The following is a 19,055-nucleotide window of genomic DNA, read 5'->3' as shown; positions in this document are numbered from 1 at the left end:
GACACTACTGCCGATCAGTTGGCGACCCGACGGATGTACAGCAGTCGGTCGTTCTCCTCGATCGAATCGACCTCCGGCGAGCCGACCCGGATCAACCGCCCCTCCCGCACCACACCGAGCACGATGTCCGCGAGGTGACGCGGGGAGCCGCCGATCTCGTCCCGCTCCACGGGGCGTTCCGCGATCGCGAAACCGGCCTCCGGAGTCAGGAGGTCCTCCATCATCTCGACGACGCTCGGTGTCTTCGTGGCGATGCCGAGGAGCCGGCCCGCGGTCTCGGAGGACACGACGACCGAATCGGCGCCGGACTGCCGGAGCAGATGCGTGTTCTCGGATTCGCGGATCGCCGCGACGATCTTCGCCTTCGGTGCGATCTCGCGCGCCGTCAGCGTCACCAGCACCGCGGTGTCGTCACGGTTGGCCGCGACGATGATCGCCGACGCGTTCTGCGCGCCCGCCAACCGCAGGACATCCGATTTGGTGGCGGACCCGTGGACCGTGACGAGGCCCTTGCTGGCCGCCGAGTCGAGCACCGCGTGGTCGGTGTCGACCACCACGATCTCCGACGGCGGAACGTCGTCGCCGAGCATCGCGTCGATCGCGGTGCGTCCCTTGGTTCCGTAGCCGATCACCACGGTGTGATTGCGCACGTGCTGCCTCCAACGCTGAATTTTGAACGCCTGCCGGGAGCTCTGCGTGAGCGCGGAGAGAGTCGTACCGACCAGGACGATGAGGAAGAAGATTCGAAGAGGCGTGATCAGGAGAACGTTGACGAGCCTCGCGGACGGGGTGAACGGCGTGATGTCGCCGTAGCCCGTCGTCGACAACGACACCGTCGCGTAGTAGATGCAGTCGAGCAGCGACAATTCGTTGTCCTGCGCGTCGCGGTAGCCCGCCCGGTCGATGTAGACGATGAGAACCGCCAACGCCAACGCCGCGAGGGCGATACCCACGCGGCGGTAGATCGCCCGCGCCGGACTGGTCTGCAGCTCCGGAATCCGGAGTACACCCACCAACGCGAAGTCAGGCCGGTCGGTCAGGGTGTCCGACCTGCTCAATCTCTCACGCAGCCTACCGGCCATATGTTCGTCTCCACGTTGCACTGAACTCCGACATCGGCTGGCAGCCTAACCCCGATTGCCCCATCGGTGACACGTCGGAGCCTCGTTGTCGCGAACCGAGTTGTTCGGGCAAGCTGACGTCATGCAACGAGAGAGCCACACACCACGACCGAGCCAAAAGCCCGCACTCCGCCTTGCCGCGCTGCTGCTCGGCGCGGGGACGATGCACTTCGTCGCCCCCAAGTTCTTCGACTCCACGGTCCCCACCCAACTTCCGGGCGATGCCCGGACCTACACGTACGCGTCGGGGGTCGCCGAGCTCGCCATCGGCACCGCGCTCGCCGTGCCGCGAACCCGCCGGCTCGGTGGCGGCCTCGCTGCTCTCCTTTTCGTCGCCGTCTTCCCCGCCAACGTCAACATGGCAGTGGACTGGGTGAAGAGCTCGAAGACGACGAACGTGCAGAAAGCCGGTGCGCTGCTGCGTCTTCCGTTGCAGATCCCGTTGGTCACCGAGTCGCTGAAGGCTCGGCGTCGGGCCTGAACTCCTCTTCGGGAGAACCGGCGGAACGGAGCAGACGGGCGAGCGCGTCGGCGTCGGGCAGGTGATCCGGTGCGATCGTCCGTCCGGTCCGCACGTAGTGGAACGCGGCGCGCACCCGCTCGATCGGAACGTCCATCAGTTCGGCCCACGCCAGCCGGTACGCGGCCAGCTGCATCACGACGGCCTTCTCGTTGGCCGCGCTCGGCTCGGCGCCGGTCTTCCAGTCGATCACCGTCCACCCCCCGTCGGGGTCGGTGAATACCGCGTCGATCCGGCCGCGCAGCACCGTCCCCGCCACCGACGTCTCGAACGGCACCTCGACCTCGGTCGGGTTGCGGTCGGCCCAGGACGAGCGCAGGAACGCGTCCTGCAGGGTCGCGAGGTCGGTGTCGGGGCCCGCTCCGGTGTCGGCGGCACCGGGCAGCTCGTCGAGGTCGAGCAGCCGGGTGGCCCCGAAGCGGCGCTCCACCCAGGCGTGGAACGCGGTACCGCGCCGCGCGAGTGGATTCGGCGGGTACGGCAGCGGACGCCTCAGCCGGGCGGCCAGGGCGTCCGGGTCGGCTTCGAGTTCGACGAGCTGGCTCACCGACAATTGACCGGGTAACACCACCTCGGTGCGGGCGTTCGCCCGCGCCTCCCGCTCGGCGAGAAGGGCGTCGACGTCGGCTGCCCAGTTCTCGGGATCGTCGTCCTCGCCTACCGGTGCCGTCTCGCCGGCACTCTTCAGCGCCGCGACGACCAACGCCGCGCCGCGCTCGACCGACTCCCGGCGGAGCCCGAGCGGATCCCGCGGCCACACAGCCGACTTGGGGGTACTGGTCAGCGGGTTCTGCTCGTCGGGTTCGGGTGCGGGCGCCCAGATGTCGACGATCCCGATTCCCTCGTGCTCCTCGTCGGTCACCGTGTCACGCAGTTCGGTGAGGAACTCCGACGGACCCTTGGGCTCGGTTCCGGATTCTGCCCAGTGGTGACCCGACGCGAACAGCACCCGTTCGGTGCGGGTGAGTGCAACGTAGAACAGCCTGCGGTCCTCGTCGAGCTTGCGGGCCGCCAGCGCCGCCTTGTGCGCCTTCACGGCCTCCTCGAGGTCTTTCCGGTCGTACAGGTTCTCGAGCTCGAGAACGGGCACGCCGTCGGCCGACTCCCCCGGCCGCGCACGGTCTCCGCGCAGCGAGGGCGGCAGTTCACCGACGGCTCCGAGCCAGGACCCGGACGCCGTCCTCGAGGGAAAGACGCCGGCCGTCAGGTGCGGTACCGCCACCACTTCCCACTCCAGCCCCTTGGCGGAGTGCACCGTCAGCACCTGGACGCGGTGTGGGTCCACCTCGACTTCGCCCGGCGCCAAACCCTTTTCGACCGACTCCGCGGCCGACAGGAAGGCGAGCAGTCCGGTGACGGTGGCCGACGTACGACTCGCGTACCCGGCGACGACATCGGCGAAGGCGTCGAGATGTTCGCGGCCCGCACTCCCCCGCGCCGACCGGCGCGTCCGGGCCTGCGCCTCGATGCCGATACCCAGCACCCGTTCGACCTCGGCCACCAGCTCGGTGAGCGGCTGCCCGATCCGCTCCCGCAGAGACGCCAACTCCGCCGCGACGGCGGTGATCCGTGCGTAGCCGACTTGCGAATAGCGTTCGGCGGGACCGGGATCCGCCAGTGCGTCCGCCAGCCCGGCCTGCTCGGCGTGTTCACCGGGCAGCGCCTCGCCGACGGCGTCGGCCAGTGCGGACGAATCGGTGACGGCGCCGGTGGTGCCGTAACCGGTTCCGATGGCCAGTTCGGAGGCTCGCCGCGACAGCGCCGTCAGGTCGGCGGCCCCGATCTGCCATCTCGCCCCGGTCAGCATCCGCACGGCGGCACTGCCCGCCATCGGGTCGGCGACCACCCGGAGCATCGCGATCACGTCGGCCACCTCGGGGGTGTGGAGAAGTCCGCCGAGACCGACCACTTCGACCGGCAGACCCCGGGACCGCAGCACCTCCGCGATCGGTGCGGCGTCGGCGTTGCGGCGGATCAGCACCGCGGCGGTCGGCGGGTCCTCGCCCCGGTTCGTGGCATCCGCGTACTGTTCGGCGATGCGGTCGGCCACCCATTCGCGTTCCTGCACGACGTCACCGGTGAGGGCCAGCCGCACATCACCCGGGACGGCCTGTGGTCGCGCCCGCAGCGTGCTGACCGACACGCCCCGCTCACGCAGGGACGCCGACGCCATGTTGGCCAGCGCCAGGGCCTCCGGCGGGTTGCGCCAGCTCGTGAGCAGTTCCAGGGTCGGCGCCGGATCTCCGTTCGTCAGCGGGAAGTCCGTCGCGAAGCGGGGCAGGTTGGCCGCCGAGGCACCCCGCCAGCCGTAGATCGACTGCATGGGGTCGCCCACCGCGGTGAGCGCGAGTTCGCCGTCGAGACCGCCACCGAACAGGGACGACAGCAGCACCCGCTGCGAGTGTCCCGTGTCCTGGTACTCGTCGAGCAGCACCACCCGGAAGCGGGTCCGCTCGGCGACTCCGACCTCGGGGTGGTCCGCGGCGACGCGTGCCGCGAGCGACATCTGACTGCCGAAGTCGAGCGCACCTTCGCGGCGCAGCGTGTCCGCGAGACGCTGTACCAGGGGAAGGAGGTCCACCCGCCGGTGCTGGGTGTCGAGGATGTCGAGCAGTTCCTTGCCGGGGCCCCCGCGCTGTCGCGGTCCGGCGGGCAGGGTGTGGACGAGCTTGTCGAGTTCGGTGTGCGCCTCCCGCAGATCGTCCGGTTCGACGAGGTGCTCGGCCAGCTGCCCGGACAACGCGAGCACGGCTTCGGTGACGGACGCCGGATTCCGGTCGGTGTCGAGGTCGCCGTCCCACGAGCTGACCACCCGGTGCGCCAGCTGCCACAGTTCCGTCTCCGACAGGAGCGTCGCCGAGGGTTCGATGGGCAGCAGGAGCCCGTGTTCGGACAGCAGTCGCCCGGCGTAGGAGTGGTAGGTGCTGACTTCCGGTTCGCCCGCGAGGATCCGCGATCGCAGGTCGCCGCTCGGGTCGACCCTGCGGAGCAGGTCCGAACCCGCCAGCCGGGCAAGGCGTTTCCTGATCCGGGCGGTCAGCTGCTGCGCCGCCTTCCGGGTGAACGTCAGCCCCAGCACCGCCTCGGGGTCGACGACACCGTTGGCCACCAGCCACACGACGCGGGCAGCCATCGTCTCGGTCTTGCCCGCACCTGCCCCCGCGACGACGAGGGTCGGGCCGAGGGGCGCCGCGATGACGGCGGCCTGCTCCGGGGTCGGTGGATGCTGCCCCAGGCCGATGGCGAGTTCCACCGGGTCGATACGGACGGTCATTCCGACGTCACCTGCCGTCCCTCGTCGTGCGCGGGGCAACTCGTGCGCACCGGGCAGTGCCGGCAACCGTCGTTGACGCGGGCGAGGAACTCCGGCCCCTTGGTGGCCGCCGCTGCCGCGTGGATGACCGCGAGCCACGTCTCGAGGTCCTCGTCCGACAGTGGTGCCTGCACCCGCTGGGTCGCGCCTTCCTTCTTGTGCGGTTTGGCGACGAACACCAGCCGCGCCCCACCGGGTTTCGACGCGGGCTCCCCGTCGATCGCGCCGGTCGCCGCCGCCACCTGATACGCCGCCAGCTGGGCGTGCTGCTGGGCGTCGTCCTTGGTGACCGGTGAGCGGGCGGTCTTCACGTCGACGATGACGGGCCTGCCCTCGGCATCGCGCTCGAGCCGGTCGATCCGCCCCCGCAGCCGGATCGTCGGGGAACCCTCTTCCAGCGGTTCCAGGACACCGTCGACTGCCACCTCGACACCGACCTCGGTGAGTTCGGATCGGGTGTTCCCGAGCCAGGCGGTGAACGTGGCGAGCATGTCCCGGGTGCGGTCGAGTTCGCGCCGTGAGTACCACTGAGATCCCAGATCGATCGAATCCCAGGCGTTCTCGAGTGCGCGTTCCACCTGATCGGGCGGGATGCGGCCGGCGAGCGCCTGCACCAGCGTGTGCACGAGCGTTCCGGCGATGGCGTGGGTGTTGTCGCCGTCCGTCCCACCGTGGCGTTCGAGCAGCCACCGCAACGGGCACGTGTCGAGTAGGTCGATGGTGGACGGCGACAGCGACACCGGGCCGTCCTCCTCGTTCCACAACGCCACGCCGGTGCTCGGTTCGGCTGTGCCGTACCACTGGTCCGGGTGTGCGCCGCGCACTCCGGCGTCGGCGAGCCGGGCGAGTTGCCGCGCCGCACGGCCCTGCCGGGCGGGATCGGATTCCGCGACGTCCGGATCGCAGACCACGCTGCGCAATTCGGCGACGAGGGCAGGCAGCGCCAGGACCCGGGTCGCCGGATCCTCCGCCTGCACGACCGCCTCATCGACGTCCGAATCCTGGTCTCCGGCGAGCAACTCGTCGACGAAACGGGAGTGAACGAGATCGGCGTCGCCGCTGGCCGAGTCGACCGCGGTGACGAGCAGACTCCGCCTCGCCCGGCTGCACGCCACCAGGAACAGCCTGCGTTCCTCGGCGAGGAGCGGTGCGGTGCGCGACATCCGGTCGGCGGCCGTCTCGCTGCCGTCGGACACTCCGGCGGTCAGGTCGATCAGCGCCTCGGTGCCGAGTAGGCTGCCGCGCGCCCGCAGGCTCGGCCACAGCCCTTCCTGCACACCCGCGACCGCGACGACGTCCCATTCGCGGCCGGCAGCCGAGTGGGCGCTGAGCACCGAGACGGCGTCGACCGGGACGGCGGAGACGTTCCGCGTGGTGGGAATGGCTTGCCCGGTGAGGTAGTCGACGAACCCGGCGAGCTGTGCGCGCGGGAGACGGTCGACGTAACTCGCCGCGGCGTCGAACAGGGCGACCACGGCGTCGAGGTCGCGGTCGGCCTGTGCCCCGATCGGACCTCCGCGGGCGGAGGCCGCCGACCAGCGGCGTTCGAGTCCGGTGGCCTGCCATGCCGCCCACAGCACGTCCTCGATGCCGCGCCCACGGTCCAGGGGCACCTTCGCCTTGCGCAGCACGGACAGCACCCGGTTCAGGGATGCCGCTTCGACGTCGGTCAGCTTGGCCGTGACCCTGCGGGTGCTGTCGGTCTCGCCCACCAGCACGAGACGGAGGAGCTCGGCGGAGTCGCGGTCGCCTCCGGACGCCAGCTCGGCGCGCCGCAGGCCCCGGCGAAGACGCCGGAGCGCCACGGGTTCTGCGCCGCCGACGGGGCCGGCGAGCAGGGCGAGTGCGTCCTCGCCCGTGAATTCCTGCCCCGACAGCGCCCGCAGCACGAGCATCAGTCCCGACACCCCGTGCTGACGGGCCAGCGGCAACTCGGACGCCGCGGTGGTGACGGGCACACCTGCACCCAGCAGGGCACGACGCAGCGGCGCCAGGGCGCGCGGCACCGAGCGCACGATCACCGCCATCTCCGACCACGGCACCTCGTCGAGGAGGTGGGCGCGACGCAGGGTGTCGGCGATGAGCGCAGCCTCCTTCGCCGCCGTGCTCAGGACCCGGACCGACGTCCGTCCGCCGTCCCGCGCCGGGCTCCAGATCCGATGCGGCAGATGCCCCGGAAGCCGGGACGTGATCCGGGCTGCCGTGGTCGCGACCTCCGCCGTACTGCGAAAGTTGACCGGCAGCAACACCTGCCGGGGATCACCCTTGTCGGCCAGTTCGGCGAGGAATGTCGGGTCGGCCCCTCGAAAGCCGTAGATCGACTGGTCCGGGTCGCCGGCGACGACCGTGGTGCGGGTACCGGTGCCGACGAGCCGGACGAGTTCCGCGGCCTGCGGATCGAGGTGCTGGGCGTCGTCGACGAGCAGGTGCCGCACCCGGGCCCGCTCCGTGCGCAGCAGGTCCGGGTCGGTGGCGAACGCGGTGAGGGCCGCACCGATCAGTTCGGCGGCGTCCAGTGCAGGCGCAGTGGCCTCGGGGGCCTCGACACCGACGGCTCCGCGTAGCAGCATGCCGTGCTCGTACCGGGCGGCGAACATTCCCGCCGCCACCCACTCGGGACGGGCGTGCCGCCGACCCAGTTTGATCAGGTCCTCGGGGCCGAGGCCGCGCTCGCTCGAGCGCAGCATGAGGTCGCGCAATTCGACGGCGAAGCCGCCCAGTGCCAGTGCGGGACGCAGACGTTCGGGCCACATCTCGCCGCCGTCCGCGATGTCGCCGTGCAGCATCTCGCGCAGCACGGCGTCCTGCTCGGCGCCGGTGATGAGGCGCGGGGGCGGATTTCCGTGGGCGGCGGCCTGCAGTCGCAGCACCGCGAAGGCGTAGGAGTGGACGGTGCGTACGAGCGGTTCGCGCGTGGCGCGGGGGCCGTGGTGCTCGTCGTGGCCGATGAGCGCGGCGGTGACCTCTTCGCGCACTCGGCCGGCCGCTCGCTTCGACTGCGTCAGCACGAGCACCGACTCCGGGTCGTCGCCACCGGCGATCCGGTCGACCGCGACGTCCACGAGAAGCGACGTCTTGCCCGTTCCCGGGCCGCCGAGCACCTGCCAGGGATTCCAGCCCATTCCGAGGGGCGGCGCGGTGAGGACCCGCTGCGTGGCGTCGTCCCACACCCGGGCCTCGCGGACCGTGTTCTGACGGTGCACGAGCCGGGCACGGGGAACCGACGTCCTGGTGCGCACCGCCGATTCCGTCATGGGTGGCATTCCACCAGAACGGTCCGACATCTCGTGCGGCGACCCGATCCGGCATCATGGGTCACGTGTCAGCACTGAATACGTACCTGTTCGGCGCCGAGGACGGCACCGAGATCCTCGCCCTGCACGGACTCACCGGTCACGGCAGACGGTGGGAGGCGCTGGCCACCGACCAGCTGCCGGACGCCCGCTGGATCTCCCCGGACCTGCTCGGGCACGGCCGTTCCACGTGGGCGCCGCCGTGGAACCTCGAAGCCCACGTCGCGAGCCTCGTCGACACACTCGACGCACATGCGCGGGGACCCGTCCTGGTGGTGGCCCACTCGTTCGGGTGCGCCCTGGCACTGCACCTGTCGCGCGCCGTCCCCGACCGCGTCCGGGGACTCGTGCTGCTCGATCCCGCGATCGGGCTCGATCCCGAGGTGATGCAGTCGGTGGCGGATCTCACCATCTCGTCCCCCGACTACACCGACGTCGCGGAGGCCCGATCCGAGAAGGTGCACGGCTCGTGGGGTGAAGTGGCCCGCGACGTCCTCGAGAACGAGATCGCCGAACACCTGGTGCCGCTGGCGAACGGCCGGGTCAACTGGCGGCTGTCCACCCCCGCCGTCGTCACGGCGTGGGGGGAACTCGCGCGCGAGGCCGTCCTGCCGCCCGCGCACCTGCCGACCGTCCTCGTGCAGGCGTCGAAGGTGCAGCCGCCGTATGTCACACCCGAGTTCCGCAAGGCTCTCACCGACCATCTGGGCGACAACCTCACCGCCGTCGACCTCGACTGCGATCACATGGTGCCGCAGGCCCGGCCCGACGAGGTCGCCGAGCTCGTCCGGACACTCCTCTGATGGTCGCGTGATGGTCGCGACGACGGAGGAACAAGTCGAGGCGGTCCGCGCACTGGTCGCGTCGATTCCGTCCGGACGGGTAGCCACGTACGGCGACATCGCCTCGGCGGCAGGGCTGTCCAGTGCGCGGACGGTCGGCTGGATCATGCGCACCGACTCCGCCGATCTCCCCTGGCACCGGGTGCTGGGCGCGTCGGGACGACCGGCGCCGCATCTCGCACACCGGCAGATCGCGAAGCTCGAACTCGAGGGTGTTCCCATCCGGGACGGCCGCGTAGATCTCGCGGCGGCCCGGCACCGGTTCGATCAGTCCGGCTGACGTCCCGCCCGCCTCAGCAGGTGCTCGGCGCGGGATCCCCGCGGAACCGGGCGTCCATCCAGTCCAGCCCCTGGGGCAGTCCCAGCGCCGCAGCCGACAGGTGGTCGGGGGTCGGGGTGAGCAGCGTCTGCACCGGAGTGCCCGCGTCGCAGTACCGCCGCAGGGTGATGTCGATCGAATCGACCGGGATCAGTGCGTCCGTCGGGCTGTGCCATTCGAAGATCGGCGTGGTGGGCACGCCCGGATAGAGCTCCAGGCTGTTCTCCTCCATCACCTTCCACGCTTCCGGATCGTCCATGAAGTTCTTGTTGTCGGTCATTTGTGATGCGCTGCGCCCGATTCCGAACAGCATGATCTCGTTGGTGCATCCGTTGCCGATCATCTGCTTCATCCAGCGGCCCTGATCGTTGAGCTGGCCGCTGACGTCGATGCGGTCCGGGTATTCGCGCTCCAGCCCCAGCGCGGCGGCCATCGCGAGACCGAACGCGGGGTGCGGGTTGGTGCCCAGAGCCTCCGCCATCTTCACCAGGTTCATCGGGGTTCCGCCCTCGGCGGCGCCGACGATGTTCAGTTCGGGGGCGTAGCTCGGTGCCAGCGCCGCCGCCCAGGCCGTGGCCATGCCGCCGCCGGAATACCCGCCCAGTCCGACCTTGCTGTTCTGCACCTGCAGTTCGGGGACCCGCTGGACGGCGCGGATGCCGTCGAGGGTGATCTGGCCACCGAGCTTCGCCGCGCCGTACGCCATCCTCGGTCCCAGATGGTCGGGCAGCGCCACTGCCCACCCGCGCGCGAGTGCGATGTTGAGTCCGGCAGCCTCGCGGATCTGGTGCAGGGGGTCGGTGGTGTAGAGCTCGGTGACGATCTTGCACTTGTTGCCGAGCGAATTGATGATGTGCTGGTACGACACCAGCGGGCCGTCCGGGACGTGGTTCGGGGGCAGCACGTACGTGGTGTTCGCCGCGATCGGCTTGCCCTCGGAGTCGGTGGTCCGGAACAGCAGCTCCCACATCGCGCTACCGGGGAAGTAGTACGACGGCGGCAGCTGGCGGATCTTCAGTACTTCGCCCGGAGCATGGTCGGCGACGTCCGCGGGCTGGATGTAGAAGGGGTCCGGGTCGGCGACGGGGAAGATGGCGTCGGCGGCCGGCGGGGACAGTAAGGGGGGCAACAGCAATGGTGGTTGTGCCGCGGAGGTGCCTGCGCCCACGAGGGCGGCAGTCAGCGCGAGGACCGAGCCGAGTACAGCGGTGCCGAAGGATCTGCGGAACAACGAGCCCATGACATACCCCACAATTCAGCGAGCGGGTCGACGGCATCACTATGCCAGAGCGTCGATAAAGATCAGCCCCTTTCCCGGTACCGAAGTGGTCTCTGACTGATACTTCGATTCACAGGTACTTTCGCCGTCGAACACCCGCGGATCACACGACGAGCGTCGGCGTCGCGGACATCGAGGCGTCGCCGGACACGACCAGGGTGGCAAGGACATTCACGGCCGCAGTCAGCTCGGACACCGGCCGCGTGAAGGGTAACCGCTGGTGGTCGTCGAAAAGATGGCCGGTGCCGAATCGGGGCCCGGGAGCCAGCAGCAGACCCCTCGACCGTGCTGCGGCGCCGAGTTCCGTCGAACTCGTTCCGGCGGGGAGCGTGCACCACAGGGACAGACCCCCGGCGGGCAGCACGTAGTCCCACCCGGGCAACTGCTCGTCGACGGCCGCCGCGAGCGCGTCCCGCTGCACCCGGAGGTCGCGGCGGCGCTGCGCGACCAGACGGTCGTGCCAGGCGAACAAGCGCACGGCAGCAAGCTGATCCAGCACCGAGACCGACAATTGCCTGCGCGCCATGATCTTGGCCATCTGCGCGGTGCGGGCGACCTCGGCGCGGACCCAGCCGATGCGGATTCCTCCCCACACGGTCTTGCTGAGGCTGCCGATCGCCACGGTCGTCGATTCCGGGACCGGGACGCCGAACGGCTCGAGGTCGTCCGAACCGTCCAGCACGAGTTCCGCCGCCACCTCGTCCACGACGGTCACCACGCCGTGGCGGGCCAGGGTCGCGGCCAGCCGCCGCCTGCCGTCGGGAGTCGCCCTGGCTCCCGACGGATTGGAGAAGTCCGGCATCAGGTACGCCACCGTCGGGGCGCTCTGCCGCGCGGCCCGGTCCGCCTCGGCGACGAACGCGTCCGGGTCGGTCGCGTCGATCGGCACCGGAACGGGCCTGCCGCCGGCGGCCTGCACGGACTCGACCGCGCCGGGATAGGTCGGATGTTCGACCAGGACCCGGTCGCCCGCCTCGACCAGAGCCTCGAACACCACTTCGGTCGCATCGCCCGCGCCGCCGGTGACGAGGATCTGGTCCGCGGTGGTCGGGCGACCCCGGCGCGTGTAGTGGCCCGCTATCGCCGCGCGGAGCGTCGTCAGTCCGCCGGGGTGGTATCCGTGCTGGGGCATGAAACGGGGCAGCTGGTCGACGGCGTCCAGATAGGCCTCCCTGAGCTCGGAGGCGGCGGCCGGCGCGGCGTTGACGAGGTCGATGACACCGTCCACCGGCGCACCCACCATGCTCCCCCACGCCGGCGGGCCCGACGGCATCGCCACGAAGGTCCCCGATCCGTGTCGCGCCGACGCCCAACCGGCCTCGCGCAGTTCGCGATACGCGGCACTGACGGTCACCCGGCTGAGCCGGAGCTCCTCCGCGAGGGCCCGTTCGGCGGGCAGCCGCACTCCCACGGCAATCGATCCGTCCGCGACCCTCTCACGGACGGCGTCGGCGAGCCCGCGGTACAGCGGTTGCCCGCCGGTGGGCGCCGCACCGAGCAGCACCGCCAACTCGGCTGCCGAGACGATTCGGACTGGTTCACCACTCATACAGGCCACTTTCCCACAGAGGACTGGACATCGCGGTCCACTTCGCACCCACAATCGATACATGCTGGTAATTGGAATCCTCTTGACCCTCAGCCTGGTGTCGGTGGCCTGGCTCTGCGTCAGCACGGCGCACGGCGGGCGGTCCGGGCTCACCGGACCCCCGCGCAGCCACCTGCACAGCGACTGAGGATGTGCGGCAGCATGAGGGAATGAACTCTGCCGCACCCGTTCACGCGATCGTCCTCGCCGGTGGACGAGCCACTCGGATGGGCGGCGTCGACAAGCCGGCCGTGGTGGTCGGCGGACGCCGGATGCTCGACACCGCTCTCGACGCCGTCGACGACTGTGAGCGCATCGTCGTCGTGGGACCTCGGCGCGCCGACCTCGATTCGACGGTGCTCCAGACGCAGGAGACGCCACCAGGCGCCGGGCCGGTCGCGGGGGTGGCCGCCGGACTGGCGGTGCTCGACGCCGAACCGGGAGACCGGGTGATACTGCTCGCGTCGGACCTGCCGTTCGCGGAGCCCGCGATGGTGGAGACCCTCGCCGCCGTCGTGCAGGACGCCGACACCGTGTTCGCGGTCGACGAGTCGGGCCGCCTGCAGTTCCTGTTGTCCGCGTGGCGCGTCGGTGCGTTGACCGACCGCGTGCGCTCGCTCGGGTCGGCGGTCAATCAGCCCATGAAGGCGCTCGTTCCGGACACGTTCGACACGGTCCTCTTCCGCGGCGTCACCGACTGCGACACACCGGAGGACGTCGAGCGGGCCCGGAGCAGGGCCGCGGCGGCGCCGGTCACGATCGCCGAGGCCCGGGACGCGATCCTGACCGCGGTCCCCCCGCTCCCACCGCGGTCCGCGGCGCTCGGCTCGTCGCTCGGCGCCACCCTCGCCGAGCCGCTGCTCGCCGCCGAAGCTCTGCCGCGCATCGCCGTTTCCGCCATGGACGGATACGCCGTCGCAGGCGACGGTCCGTGGGTGCTGCGCGACGACATCCGGTACGCGGGGAGCTCCGAGGAACTCGAGCTGGCGGAGGGCGAGGCGGCCCGGATCGCGACGGGCGCGCACCTCCCCAGCGGCGCCACCGCCGTCGTGCGGGATGAATTCGCTGTGGTGACAGACACTTCCGAGGGACCGCGACTGTCCCGCAGTCAGGACGCCCCCGTGCGCGACGACGCGCGGCGGCGCGGCGAGGACTGGCACGAGGGGCACCGGCTCGCGGTGGAGGGCACGACCGTCACGCCCGCACTCGTCTCCGCCGCCGCGAGCGCGGAGGTGACCACCGCGGGGGTCCGCGGCCCCGTCCGCGCGCACGTGGTGGTGACGGGGGACGAGATCCGGCGAGACGGTCCGCTGCGACGAGGGCAGACGCGGGACGCTCTCGGACCCGTTCTCCCTCAGTTCCTCTCGTGGTGTGGCATCCGGACGGTCGCGGATACGCACCTACGGGACACGTCCGACAGCTTCGACGAACTGTTCCGGGAAGTCCGCCAGCCCGATCTGATCGTGATCGTCGGGGCGACCGGAGGCGGCGCGGCCGACCAGTTGCGTGCGGCGCTCGACCGGGCGGAGGCCCGGATCGTGGTGGGGAGGGTGCGGTGCCGCCCCGGCGGTTCGCAGGTGACCGCCCTTTTGCCGGACGGACGGGTGGTGCTCGGGCTGCCCGGAAACCCGTACGCCGCGGTCGTGACGCTCCTGACCACGGTTCCGTCCATCGCGGCCGCACTCACGGGTCGCACCCCGGCACCACGTCAGCTGGCGCGTATCGCGAATGCGTCCGAGGTCAGTGGCGACGCCACCCGGATCCTGCCCGCCGTCCCGCAACCGGACGGCACGTGGCGCGTCGACCCCGGAATCCGCACCGCGCATCTCGCGGGCCTGATCGACCGCGAAGCGCTGGCGCTGGTCCCGGCGGGCGCGGCCGACGGGGATCTGGCCGAGCTGGTGCCGCTACCGCGCTGACGGGTCAGCGCTGGAACGACAGGGTGCGCTGCGCGGCCGGAATTCCGCTGCGGTAGCGCTCCGCCACGAGGCCGACGATGGCCGGATCGACACCGAGCGGCTCGGCCACTCCGTCCGCACCGGCATCGGCGAGACGCGCGTGGAACAGTCCGTGGGCCAGGAGATACGACGCGACGAACACGCGCTTCTCGCCGTCCGCGCGCAATCCGGCCACCACGTCGGGGACGCGCGGCTGCGCTGTCGCCACGTAGCCGATCCGGACCGGCGACGCCACGAGCTCCGACAGCAGCGCCGCGGCGCGCCGGACGTCGCGCAGGGCCCGGGGGTCGGACGAGCCGGCCGCGGCAATCACGACCGCGTCGCCGGGCCGCCAGCCCGCGTCGACCAGGCGCCGCAGCAAGACCTCGGCGAGAACGGGGTCCGGTCCCAGCGCCCGGGTCACGGCCACCGAGGGGTGACCGCTGTCCGCGACTTCCCGCGGAACATCGGTGTGGACGTGGTAGCCCGACGCGAGAAACGCCGGAACCACGACGGCGGGCCCGGTGATGTCGCGGAGTACCTCGGCCGGCGACGGCCCGAGAACGTCCACGAAGGAGACCCGGGTGGGTCCGACCTGCTCGGCGACGGCGTCGGCGAGCGCGGCGATCATCTCCACGCCCCGGGGACTCCGCGTTCCGTGTGCCACCAATACCAGTGCTGTCTCGTTCATTGCTGTCCCTCCTCACGTGAATCGACGCAGTCGACGGGGTCGAGAGCGAGGCGGTATCCCCGCTTAACCACCGTCTGGACGGCTTTCGGTGCGCCCAGGGACGCCCGCAGCCGAGCCACGGCCGTCTCCACGGCGTGGGTGTCGCCGCCGCCACCGGGCAGCGCCGCGAGCAGTTCGTCCCGCGGAACGACCCGGCCGGGCCGGGCGCCGAGCGTGCGCATCAGCGACATCGCGGCGGGGGGCAGCTGCCGCACCTCGCCGTCGACGACGACGCAGCCGCCCCGGATGCTCAATTCGTGTCCGGCGGTCTGGATCTTGTTCGCCCGCCTCGGCAGCTCGTCGGCGATGTGCCGGGCGAGTGCCCCCAGCCGCGAGCGCGCCGGCATCGTCGTCGGCACCTCGAGTTCGCGCAGCGGTCCAGCGGTCACCGGTCCCACGCAGGCCGCGAGAACTCGGTGCCGGAACGAATGCAGCACCATCTCGATCATTCCGGTCTCCTTGGCGCGGGTCAGCAGCGAGGCCACCGCCGGTGCGCTGGTGAAGCTGACCGCGTCGAGCCCGCCGGAGGCGATCAGTTCGATCATCCGGTCCATCGGGGCCTGGTCCTCGAGCGCCGTCCACCGGTAGACGGGGACGGCGATCACGTCGGCGCCCGCACAGCGGAGCACCTCGCAGAAGTCCGCGACCGGCTCCCATTCCGTGGTGGCGCCGTGCAACTGGACCGCGATGCGCTTTCCTTCGACGCCCTCACCGAGCAGGTGATCGAGCACCTCCGCCGACGACTCCGAGGCGGGTGACCACTCTTCCCGCAGGTCCGCGGCCCGGATCGCGCCCTTCGCCTTGGGTCCGCGGGCCAGCAGTCTGCTCGAGGCCAGTGCCCGGCCCAGCTCCTCCGCTTCGCCCCAGCCGTCCGCGGCCTCCATCCAGCCGCGGAAGCCGATCCCCGTCGTCGCGACGACGATCTCCGGCGGGTTGTCGATGATCTGGCGCGTGACGCGCTCGAGTTCCGTGTCGTCGGCCAGCGGGATGATGCGGATGGCCGGGGCGTGCACCACGGTGGCACCACGCCGCGTCAGCAGCGTGGCGAACTCTTCCGCACGCCGGGACGCCGTGATTCCGATCGTGAACCCGCACAGCGGCGTGTCGTCGTTCACGCGTTCGTGCTGTGAACCTGGACGACGCCGGCCCACACCCGCACGTCGTACACGGGCAGCCGCACCGACTCGTCGTCGAGGCAGCGTCCGTCGACCAGCGAGAACACCTGCTTGAGCAGCGGCGACGCCACGGTGGGCTCACCGGCCCGGTCACCCACGAGGCCGCGGGACATCACGGCCGCGCGCCCGAACGGGTCGATGTTGCCCACGGCGCGCAGCGATCCGTCCTCGAGCAGGAACAGTGCCACCTGCTCCCCGTCCCGCAGCAGCACCGCCACCCCGAGACCGGGAATCAGCTGGCTGAGCGGGCACGCGGACGTCCATTCGAGACGGCCTGACTGGACGCTTTCACGCCTGGTTCCACTGGCACTGTGCACGTTCATGTCGACGACGGTCATCACAGTCCTCCTTCGGGCTGGTGTGTATCCGTGCTTGGATACATCGTTCGGGGTCGGTGTTTCCGCAGCGTTAAGCGGGGATTACTCCGATGTAGAAGCTGCGAATTTCGGCATTCCCATCAACACCGGAACCTTCCGGACGCCCGTGTCGTCGAACGAGACGGTCGGATCGGCTTCCTCGGGCGCGTTGACGAACGACACGAACCGCGACAGCTTCTCCGGGTCCTCGAGCACGCCCGCCCACTCGTCCTTGTATCCCAGAACGTGCTTGGCCATGGCCGCCTCGAGATCGGCGGCGATGCCCAGGCTGTCCTCGCACACCACGGCCTTGAGGTGGTCGAGCCCGCCTTCTAGGGAGTCGACCCACGGCGCGGTGCGCTGGAGACGATCCGCGGTCCGGATGTAGAACATGAGGTACCGGTCGATGTAGCGGACCAGGGTCTCGTCGTCGAGCCCACCGGCGAGCAACTGGGCGTGCTTCGGAGACTGGCCGCCGTTGCCACCGACGTACAGGTTCCAGCCGTTTTCGGTGGCGATGACGCCGACGTCCTTGCCGCGGGCCTCGGCGCATTCGCGGGCGCAGCCCGACACGCCGAACTTGATCTTGTGCGGGGACCGCAGGCCGCGGTACCGATTCTCCAGGTCGACCGCCATACCGACGGAGTCCTGCACACCGTATCGGCACCAGGTGGATCCGACGCAGCTCTTCACGGTGCGCAGCGACTTGCCGTAGGCCTGACCGGACTCCATGCCCGCGTCGACGAGACGCTTCCAGATCGCGGGCAGCTGCTCGACGCGGGCGCCGAACAAGTCGATGCGCTGACCGCCGGTGACCTTCGTGTAGAGGCCGAAGTCGCGGGCCACCTCGCCGATGACGATGAGCTGTTCGGGAGTGCATTCGCCGCCTGGCATCCGCGGCACCACGGAGTAGGTGCCGTTCTTCTGGATGTTGGCAAGGAAGTGGTCGTTCGTGTCCTGCAGACCCGCCTGGTTGCGGTGCAGGATGTGGTCCGAGTCGGTGGACGCGAGGATCGATGCGACGACGGGCTTGCAGATGTCGCAGCCCGAACCCTTCCCGTACTTCGAGATCAGCGCGGAGAACGTGCGCGTGTCGGTGGCCTGCACGATCTCGAACAGCTCGGCGCGGGACTGCTCGAAGTGCTCGCACAGCGCCTTGGACATCACCACGCCGGACGACGCGAGGAGCTGCTTGATGGTCGGCAGGCAGCCGCCGCACGTCGTTCCGGCGTTGGTGCAGCTCTTGACCTGCGCGATGTCGCAGGCACCGTCGGCGATGGCCCCGCAGATCGAACCCTTGGTGACGCCGTTGCAGGAGCACACCTCGGCGTCGTCGGGCAGGGACCCGGCGCCGGGCTTCTCCCCCGCCGGCGAGATCAGCGAGGCCGGATCGCCCGGCAGCTCACGTCCGACGAGCGGGCGCAGCGACGCATACGCGGAGGCGTCGCCGACGAGGATGCCGCCGAGCAGCGTCTTCGCGTCGTCGGACACGACCAGCTTGGCGTAGGTGCCCTTGGCGGCGTCGCTCAGGACCACCTCCAGGGCGCCGGGGGTCTGCGCGTGCGCGTCGCCGAAGCTGGCGACATCCACACCCATCAGCTTGAGCTTGGTGGACAGGTCCGCGCCCGGGAACTCCGCCGCCCCGCCGAGCAACCGGTCCGCGACGATCTCCGCGGTGGTGTAACCGGGAGCGACGAGGCCGTAGCACCGTCCCTCCACCGCGGCGCACTCGCCGACCGCGTAGATGTTCTCGTCCGACGTACGGCAGCCGAGGTCCGTGATGATCCCGCCCCGCTCGCCGACCTCGAGTCCGGCGTCGCGGGCCAGCTGATCCTGCGGCCGCACACCAGCGGAGAACACCAGCAGCGCGGCCTCGATCACCGAACCGTCGGACAATTCGACGCTGATCCCGTCCGGACCCTCGGTGATGCCCGCGGTGCCGACACCCGTGTGGACGGTGAGACCCAGGTCGGTGACCAGGTTGGCGAGCAGCGCTCCGCCGCCCTCGTCCACCTGCAGCGGCATCAGCCGGGGCGCGAACTCGACGACGTGCGGTGTCATGCCCATCAACTTGAGGGCGTTCGCGGCCTCCAGCCCGAGCAGGCCACCGCCGACGACGACACCGACGGCGCCGGGGCCGGCCGTGTCGGCACGCTTCCGGATGCCGTCGAGGTCGTCGAGCGTGCGGTAGACGAAGCACTCCGGCCGGTCGTGCCCGGGGATCGGCGGCACGAACGGGTACGAACCGGTGGCCATCACGAGAGCGTCGTACGCGACGACCTCGCCCGAATCGGTGGTGACCTTGCGGGACTCCCGATCGATGGTCGCGGCCCGGCGGCCGATCCGGAGATCGACGAGAGCGTCGTCCGGGTAGTCGTTACCCGCGAGCGCAAGCTCCTTGGGGTCCCACGCCCCCACATAGGAGGACAGTCCCACCCGGTCGTACGCGGGGAGGGGCTCCTCGCAGAGCACCGTCACCGACCAGTCGTCCGACTCGTCGCGCGCACGCAACGCCTCGACGAATCGATGTCCGACCATTCCGTGCCCGATGACCACTGCTGACTTGCGGCTCATGCCGTCGC

14 protein-coding genes are annotated in these 19,055 nt (G+C 70.6%); 5 read left to right on the top strand and 9 right to left on the bottom strand.

The window, feature by feature from the left end; translation table 11 throughout:
* Positions 1–14: 14 nt before the first annotated feature.
* Positions 15–1,082, bottom strand: a complete 1,068-nt coding sequence (locus CJ177_RS05195; protein ID WP_005259666.1) for a TrkA family potassium uptake protein — start codon at positions 1,080–1,082, stop codon at positions 15–17.
* A 121-nt stretch (positions 1,083–1,203) separates the two neighbouring features.
* On the opposite strand from CJ177_RS05195, the gene CJ177_RS05190 reads away from it, so the two are divergent.
* Positions 1,204–1,602, top strand: a complete 399-nt coding sequence (locus CJ177_RS05190; protein WP_005240160.1) for a MauE/DoxX family redox-associated membrane protein — start codon at positions 1,204–1,206, stop codon at positions 1,600–1,602.
* Here the strand turns inward: CJ177_RS05190 and CJ177_RS05185 are convergent.
* Positions 1,568–4,915 (bottom strand): ATP-dependent helicase, encoded by a 3,348-nt coding sequence (locus CJ177_RS05185; RefSeq protein WP_005240158.1) that lies wholly within the window; start codon positions 4,913–4,915, stop codon positions 1,568–1,570. The two genes, CJ177_RS05190 and CJ177_RS05185, sit on opposite strands and share 35 nt — an antisense overlap.
* Positions 4,912–8,208 carry an ATP-dependent DNA helicase gene (locus CJ177_RS05180; protein WP_095867370.1) on the bottom strand — a complete coding sequence of 1,099 codons (3,297 nt, stop codon included), beginning with the start codon at positions 8,206–8,208 and terminating at the stop codon, positions 4,912–4,914. The genes CJ177_RS05185 and CJ177_RS05180 overlap by 4 nt, the downstream gene beginning before the upstream one ends.
* 56 nt (positions 8,209–8,264) lie before the next feature.
* Here CJ177_RS05180 and CJ177_RS05175 point away from each other — a divergent pair, with 56 nt between their 5' ends.
* Together CJ177_RS05175 and CJ177_RS05170 are read left to right on the top strand one after the other, a co-directional pair.
* Positions 8,265–9,050 carry an alpha/beta fold hydrolase gene (locus CJ177_RS05175; protein ID WP_061041188.1) on the top strand — a complete coding sequence of 262 codons (786 nt, stop codon included), beginning with the start codon at positions 8,265–8,267 and terminating at the stop codon, positions 9,048–9,050.
* Positions 9,051–9,060: 10 nt separating this feature from the next.
* The gene (locus CJ177_RS05170; RefSeq protein ID WP_005240150.1) at positions 9,061–9,369 is read left to right on the top strand and encodes an MGMT family protein; all 309 of its coding nucleotides are present in this window, start codon (positions 9,061–9,063) and stop codon (positions 9,367–9,369) included.
* A gap of 13 nt (positions 9,370–9,382) precedes the next feature.
* Here the strand turns inward: CJ177_RS05170 and CJ177_RS05165 are convergent, their stop codons facing one another.
* On the bottom strand, positions 9,383–10,648 hold the full coding sequence (locus CJ177_RS05165; protein ID WP_095867369.1) for a lipase family protein: 1,266 nt from the start codon (positions 10,646–10,648) through the stop codon (positions 9,383–9,385).
* Positions 10,649–10,790: 142 nt separating this feature from the next.
* On the bottom strand, positions 10,791–12,236 hold the full coding sequence (locus CJ177_RS05160; protein WP_095867368.1) for a PLP-dependent aminotransferase family protein: 1,446 nt from the start codon (positions 12,234–12,236) through the stop codon (positions 10,791–10,793).
* Positions 12,237–12,297: 61 nt separating this feature from the next.
* On the opposite strand from CJ177_RS05160, the gene CJ177_RS48095 reads away from it, so the two are divergent.
* Positions 12,298–12,423 (top strand): hypothetical protein, encoded by a 126-nt coding sequence (locus CJ177_RS48095; RefSeq protein WP_257014379.1) that lies wholly within the window; start codon positions 12,298–12,300, stop codon positions 12,421–12,423.
* Positions 12,424–12,445: 22 nt separating this feature from the next.
* On the top strand, positions 12,446–14,194 hold the full coding sequence (locus tag CJ177_RS05155; RefSeq protein ID WP_095867367.1) for an NTP transferase domain-containing protein: 1,749 nt from the start codon (positions 12,446–12,448) through the stop codon (positions 14,192–14,194).
* Positions 14,195–14,198: 4 nt separating this feature from the next.
* Here the strand turns inward: CJ177_RS05155 and CJ177_RS05150 are convergent, their stop codons facing one another.
* The 4 genes from CJ177_RS05150 to nirB all read right to left on the bottom strand — a co-directional run bounded on the left by CJ177_RS05150 (position 14,199) and on the right by nirB (position 19,047).
* Positions 14,199–14,903 (bottom strand): sirohydrochlorin chelatase, encoded by a 705-nt coding sequence (locus CJ177_RS05150; protein WP_025432305.1) that lies wholly within the window; start codon positions 14,901–14,903, stop codon positions 14,199–14,201.
* Positions 14,900–16,057 carry a uroporphyrinogen-III synthase gene (locus CJ177_RS05145; RefSeq protein ID WP_005240143.1) on the bottom strand — a complete coding sequence of 386 codons (1,158 nt, stop codon included), beginning with the start codon at positions 16,055–16,057 and terminating at the stop codon, positions 14,900–14,902. The genes CJ177_RS05150 and CJ177_RS05145 overlap by 4 nt, the downstream gene beginning before the upstream one ends.
* The gene (gene nirD, locus CJ177_RS05140) at positions 16,054–16,455 is read right to left on the bottom strand and encodes a nitrite reductase small subunit NirD (RefSeq protein WP_005240142.1); all 402 of its coding nucleotides are present in this window, start codon (positions 16,453–16,455) and stop codon (positions 16,054–16,056) included. The genes CJ177_RS05145 and nirD overlap by 4 nt, the downstream gene beginning before the upstream one ends.
* Positions 16,456–16,536: 81 nt before the next feature.
* Positions 16,537–19,047 carry a nitrite reductase large subunit NirB gene (gene nirB / locus CJ177_RS05135; protein ID WP_095867366.1) on the bottom strand — a complete coding sequence of 837 codons (2,511 nt, stop codon included), beginning with the start codon at positions 19,045–19,047 and terminating at the stop codon, positions 16,537–16,539.
* Between the last annotated feature and the right edge of the window lie 8 nt (positions 19,048–19,055).

Source organism: Rhodococcus sp. ACPA1, assembly GCF_002300195.1.
In the GTDB taxonomy this organism is placed as follows: Bacteria; Actinomycetota; Actinomycetes; order Mycobacteriales; family Mycobacteriaceae; genus Rhodococcus_F; species Rhodococcus_F opacus.
This window is presented reverse-complemented; position numbering and strand designations above follow the sequence as displayed.

Excerpts from the sequence above, each read along its gene's own strand:
- CJ177_RS05155 (WP_095867367.1), top strand. The coding sequence starts at position 12,446 with ATGAACTCTGCCGCACCCGTTCACGCGATCGTCCTCGCCGGTGGACGA.
- CJ177_RS05185 (WP_005240158.1), bottom strand. The coding sequence starts at position 4,915 with ATGACCGTCCGTATCGACCCGGTGGAACTCGCCATCGGCCTGGGGCAG.
- CJ177_RS48095 (WP_257014379.1), top strand. The coding sequence starts at position 12,298 with ATGCTGGTAATTGGAATCCTCTTGACCCTCAGCCTGGTGTCGGTGGCC.
- CJ177_RS05180 (WP_095867370.1), bottom strand. The coding sequence starts at position 8,208 with ATGACGGAATCGGCGGTGCGCACCAGGACGTCGGTTCCCCGTGCCCGG.
- CJ177_RS05190 (WP_005240160.1), top strand. The coding sequence starts at position 1,204 with ATGCAACGAGAGAGCCACACACCACGACCGAGCCAAAAGCCCGCACTC.
- CJ177_RS05195 (WP_005259666.1), bottom strand. The coding sequence starts at position 1,082 with ATGGCCGGTAGGCTGCGTGAGAGATTGAGCAGGTCGGACACCCTGACC.
- CJ177_RS05160 (WP_095867368.1), bottom strand. The coding sequence starts at position 12,236 with ATGAGTGGTGAACCAGTCCGAATCGTCTCGGCAGCCGAGTTGGCGGTG.
- CJ177_RS05175 (WP_061041188.1), top strand. The coding sequence starts at position 8,265 with ATGGGTCACGTGTCAGCACTGAATACGTACCTGTTCGGCGCCGAGGAC.
- CJ177_RS05150 (WP_025432305.1), bottom strand. The coding sequence starts at position 14,903 with ATGAACGAGACAGCACTGGTATTGGTGGCACACGGAACGCGGAGTCCC.
- CJ177_RS05170 (WP_005240150.1), top strand. The coding sequence starts at position 9,061 with ATGGTCGCGACGACGGAGGAACAAGTCGAGGCGGTCCGCGCACTGGTC.
- nirD (WP_005240142.1), bottom strand. The coding sequence starts at position 16,455 with ATGACCGTCGTCGACATGAACGTGCACAGTGCCAGTGGAACCAGGCGT.
- CJ177_RS05165 (WP_095867369.1), bottom strand. The coding sequence starts at position 10,648 with ATGGGCTCGTTGTTCCGCAGATCCTTCGGCACCGCTGTACTCGGCTCG.
- nirB (WP_095867366.1), bottom strand. The coding sequence starts at position 19,047 with ATGAGCCGCAAGTCAGCAGTGGTCATCGGGCACGGAATGGTCGGACAT.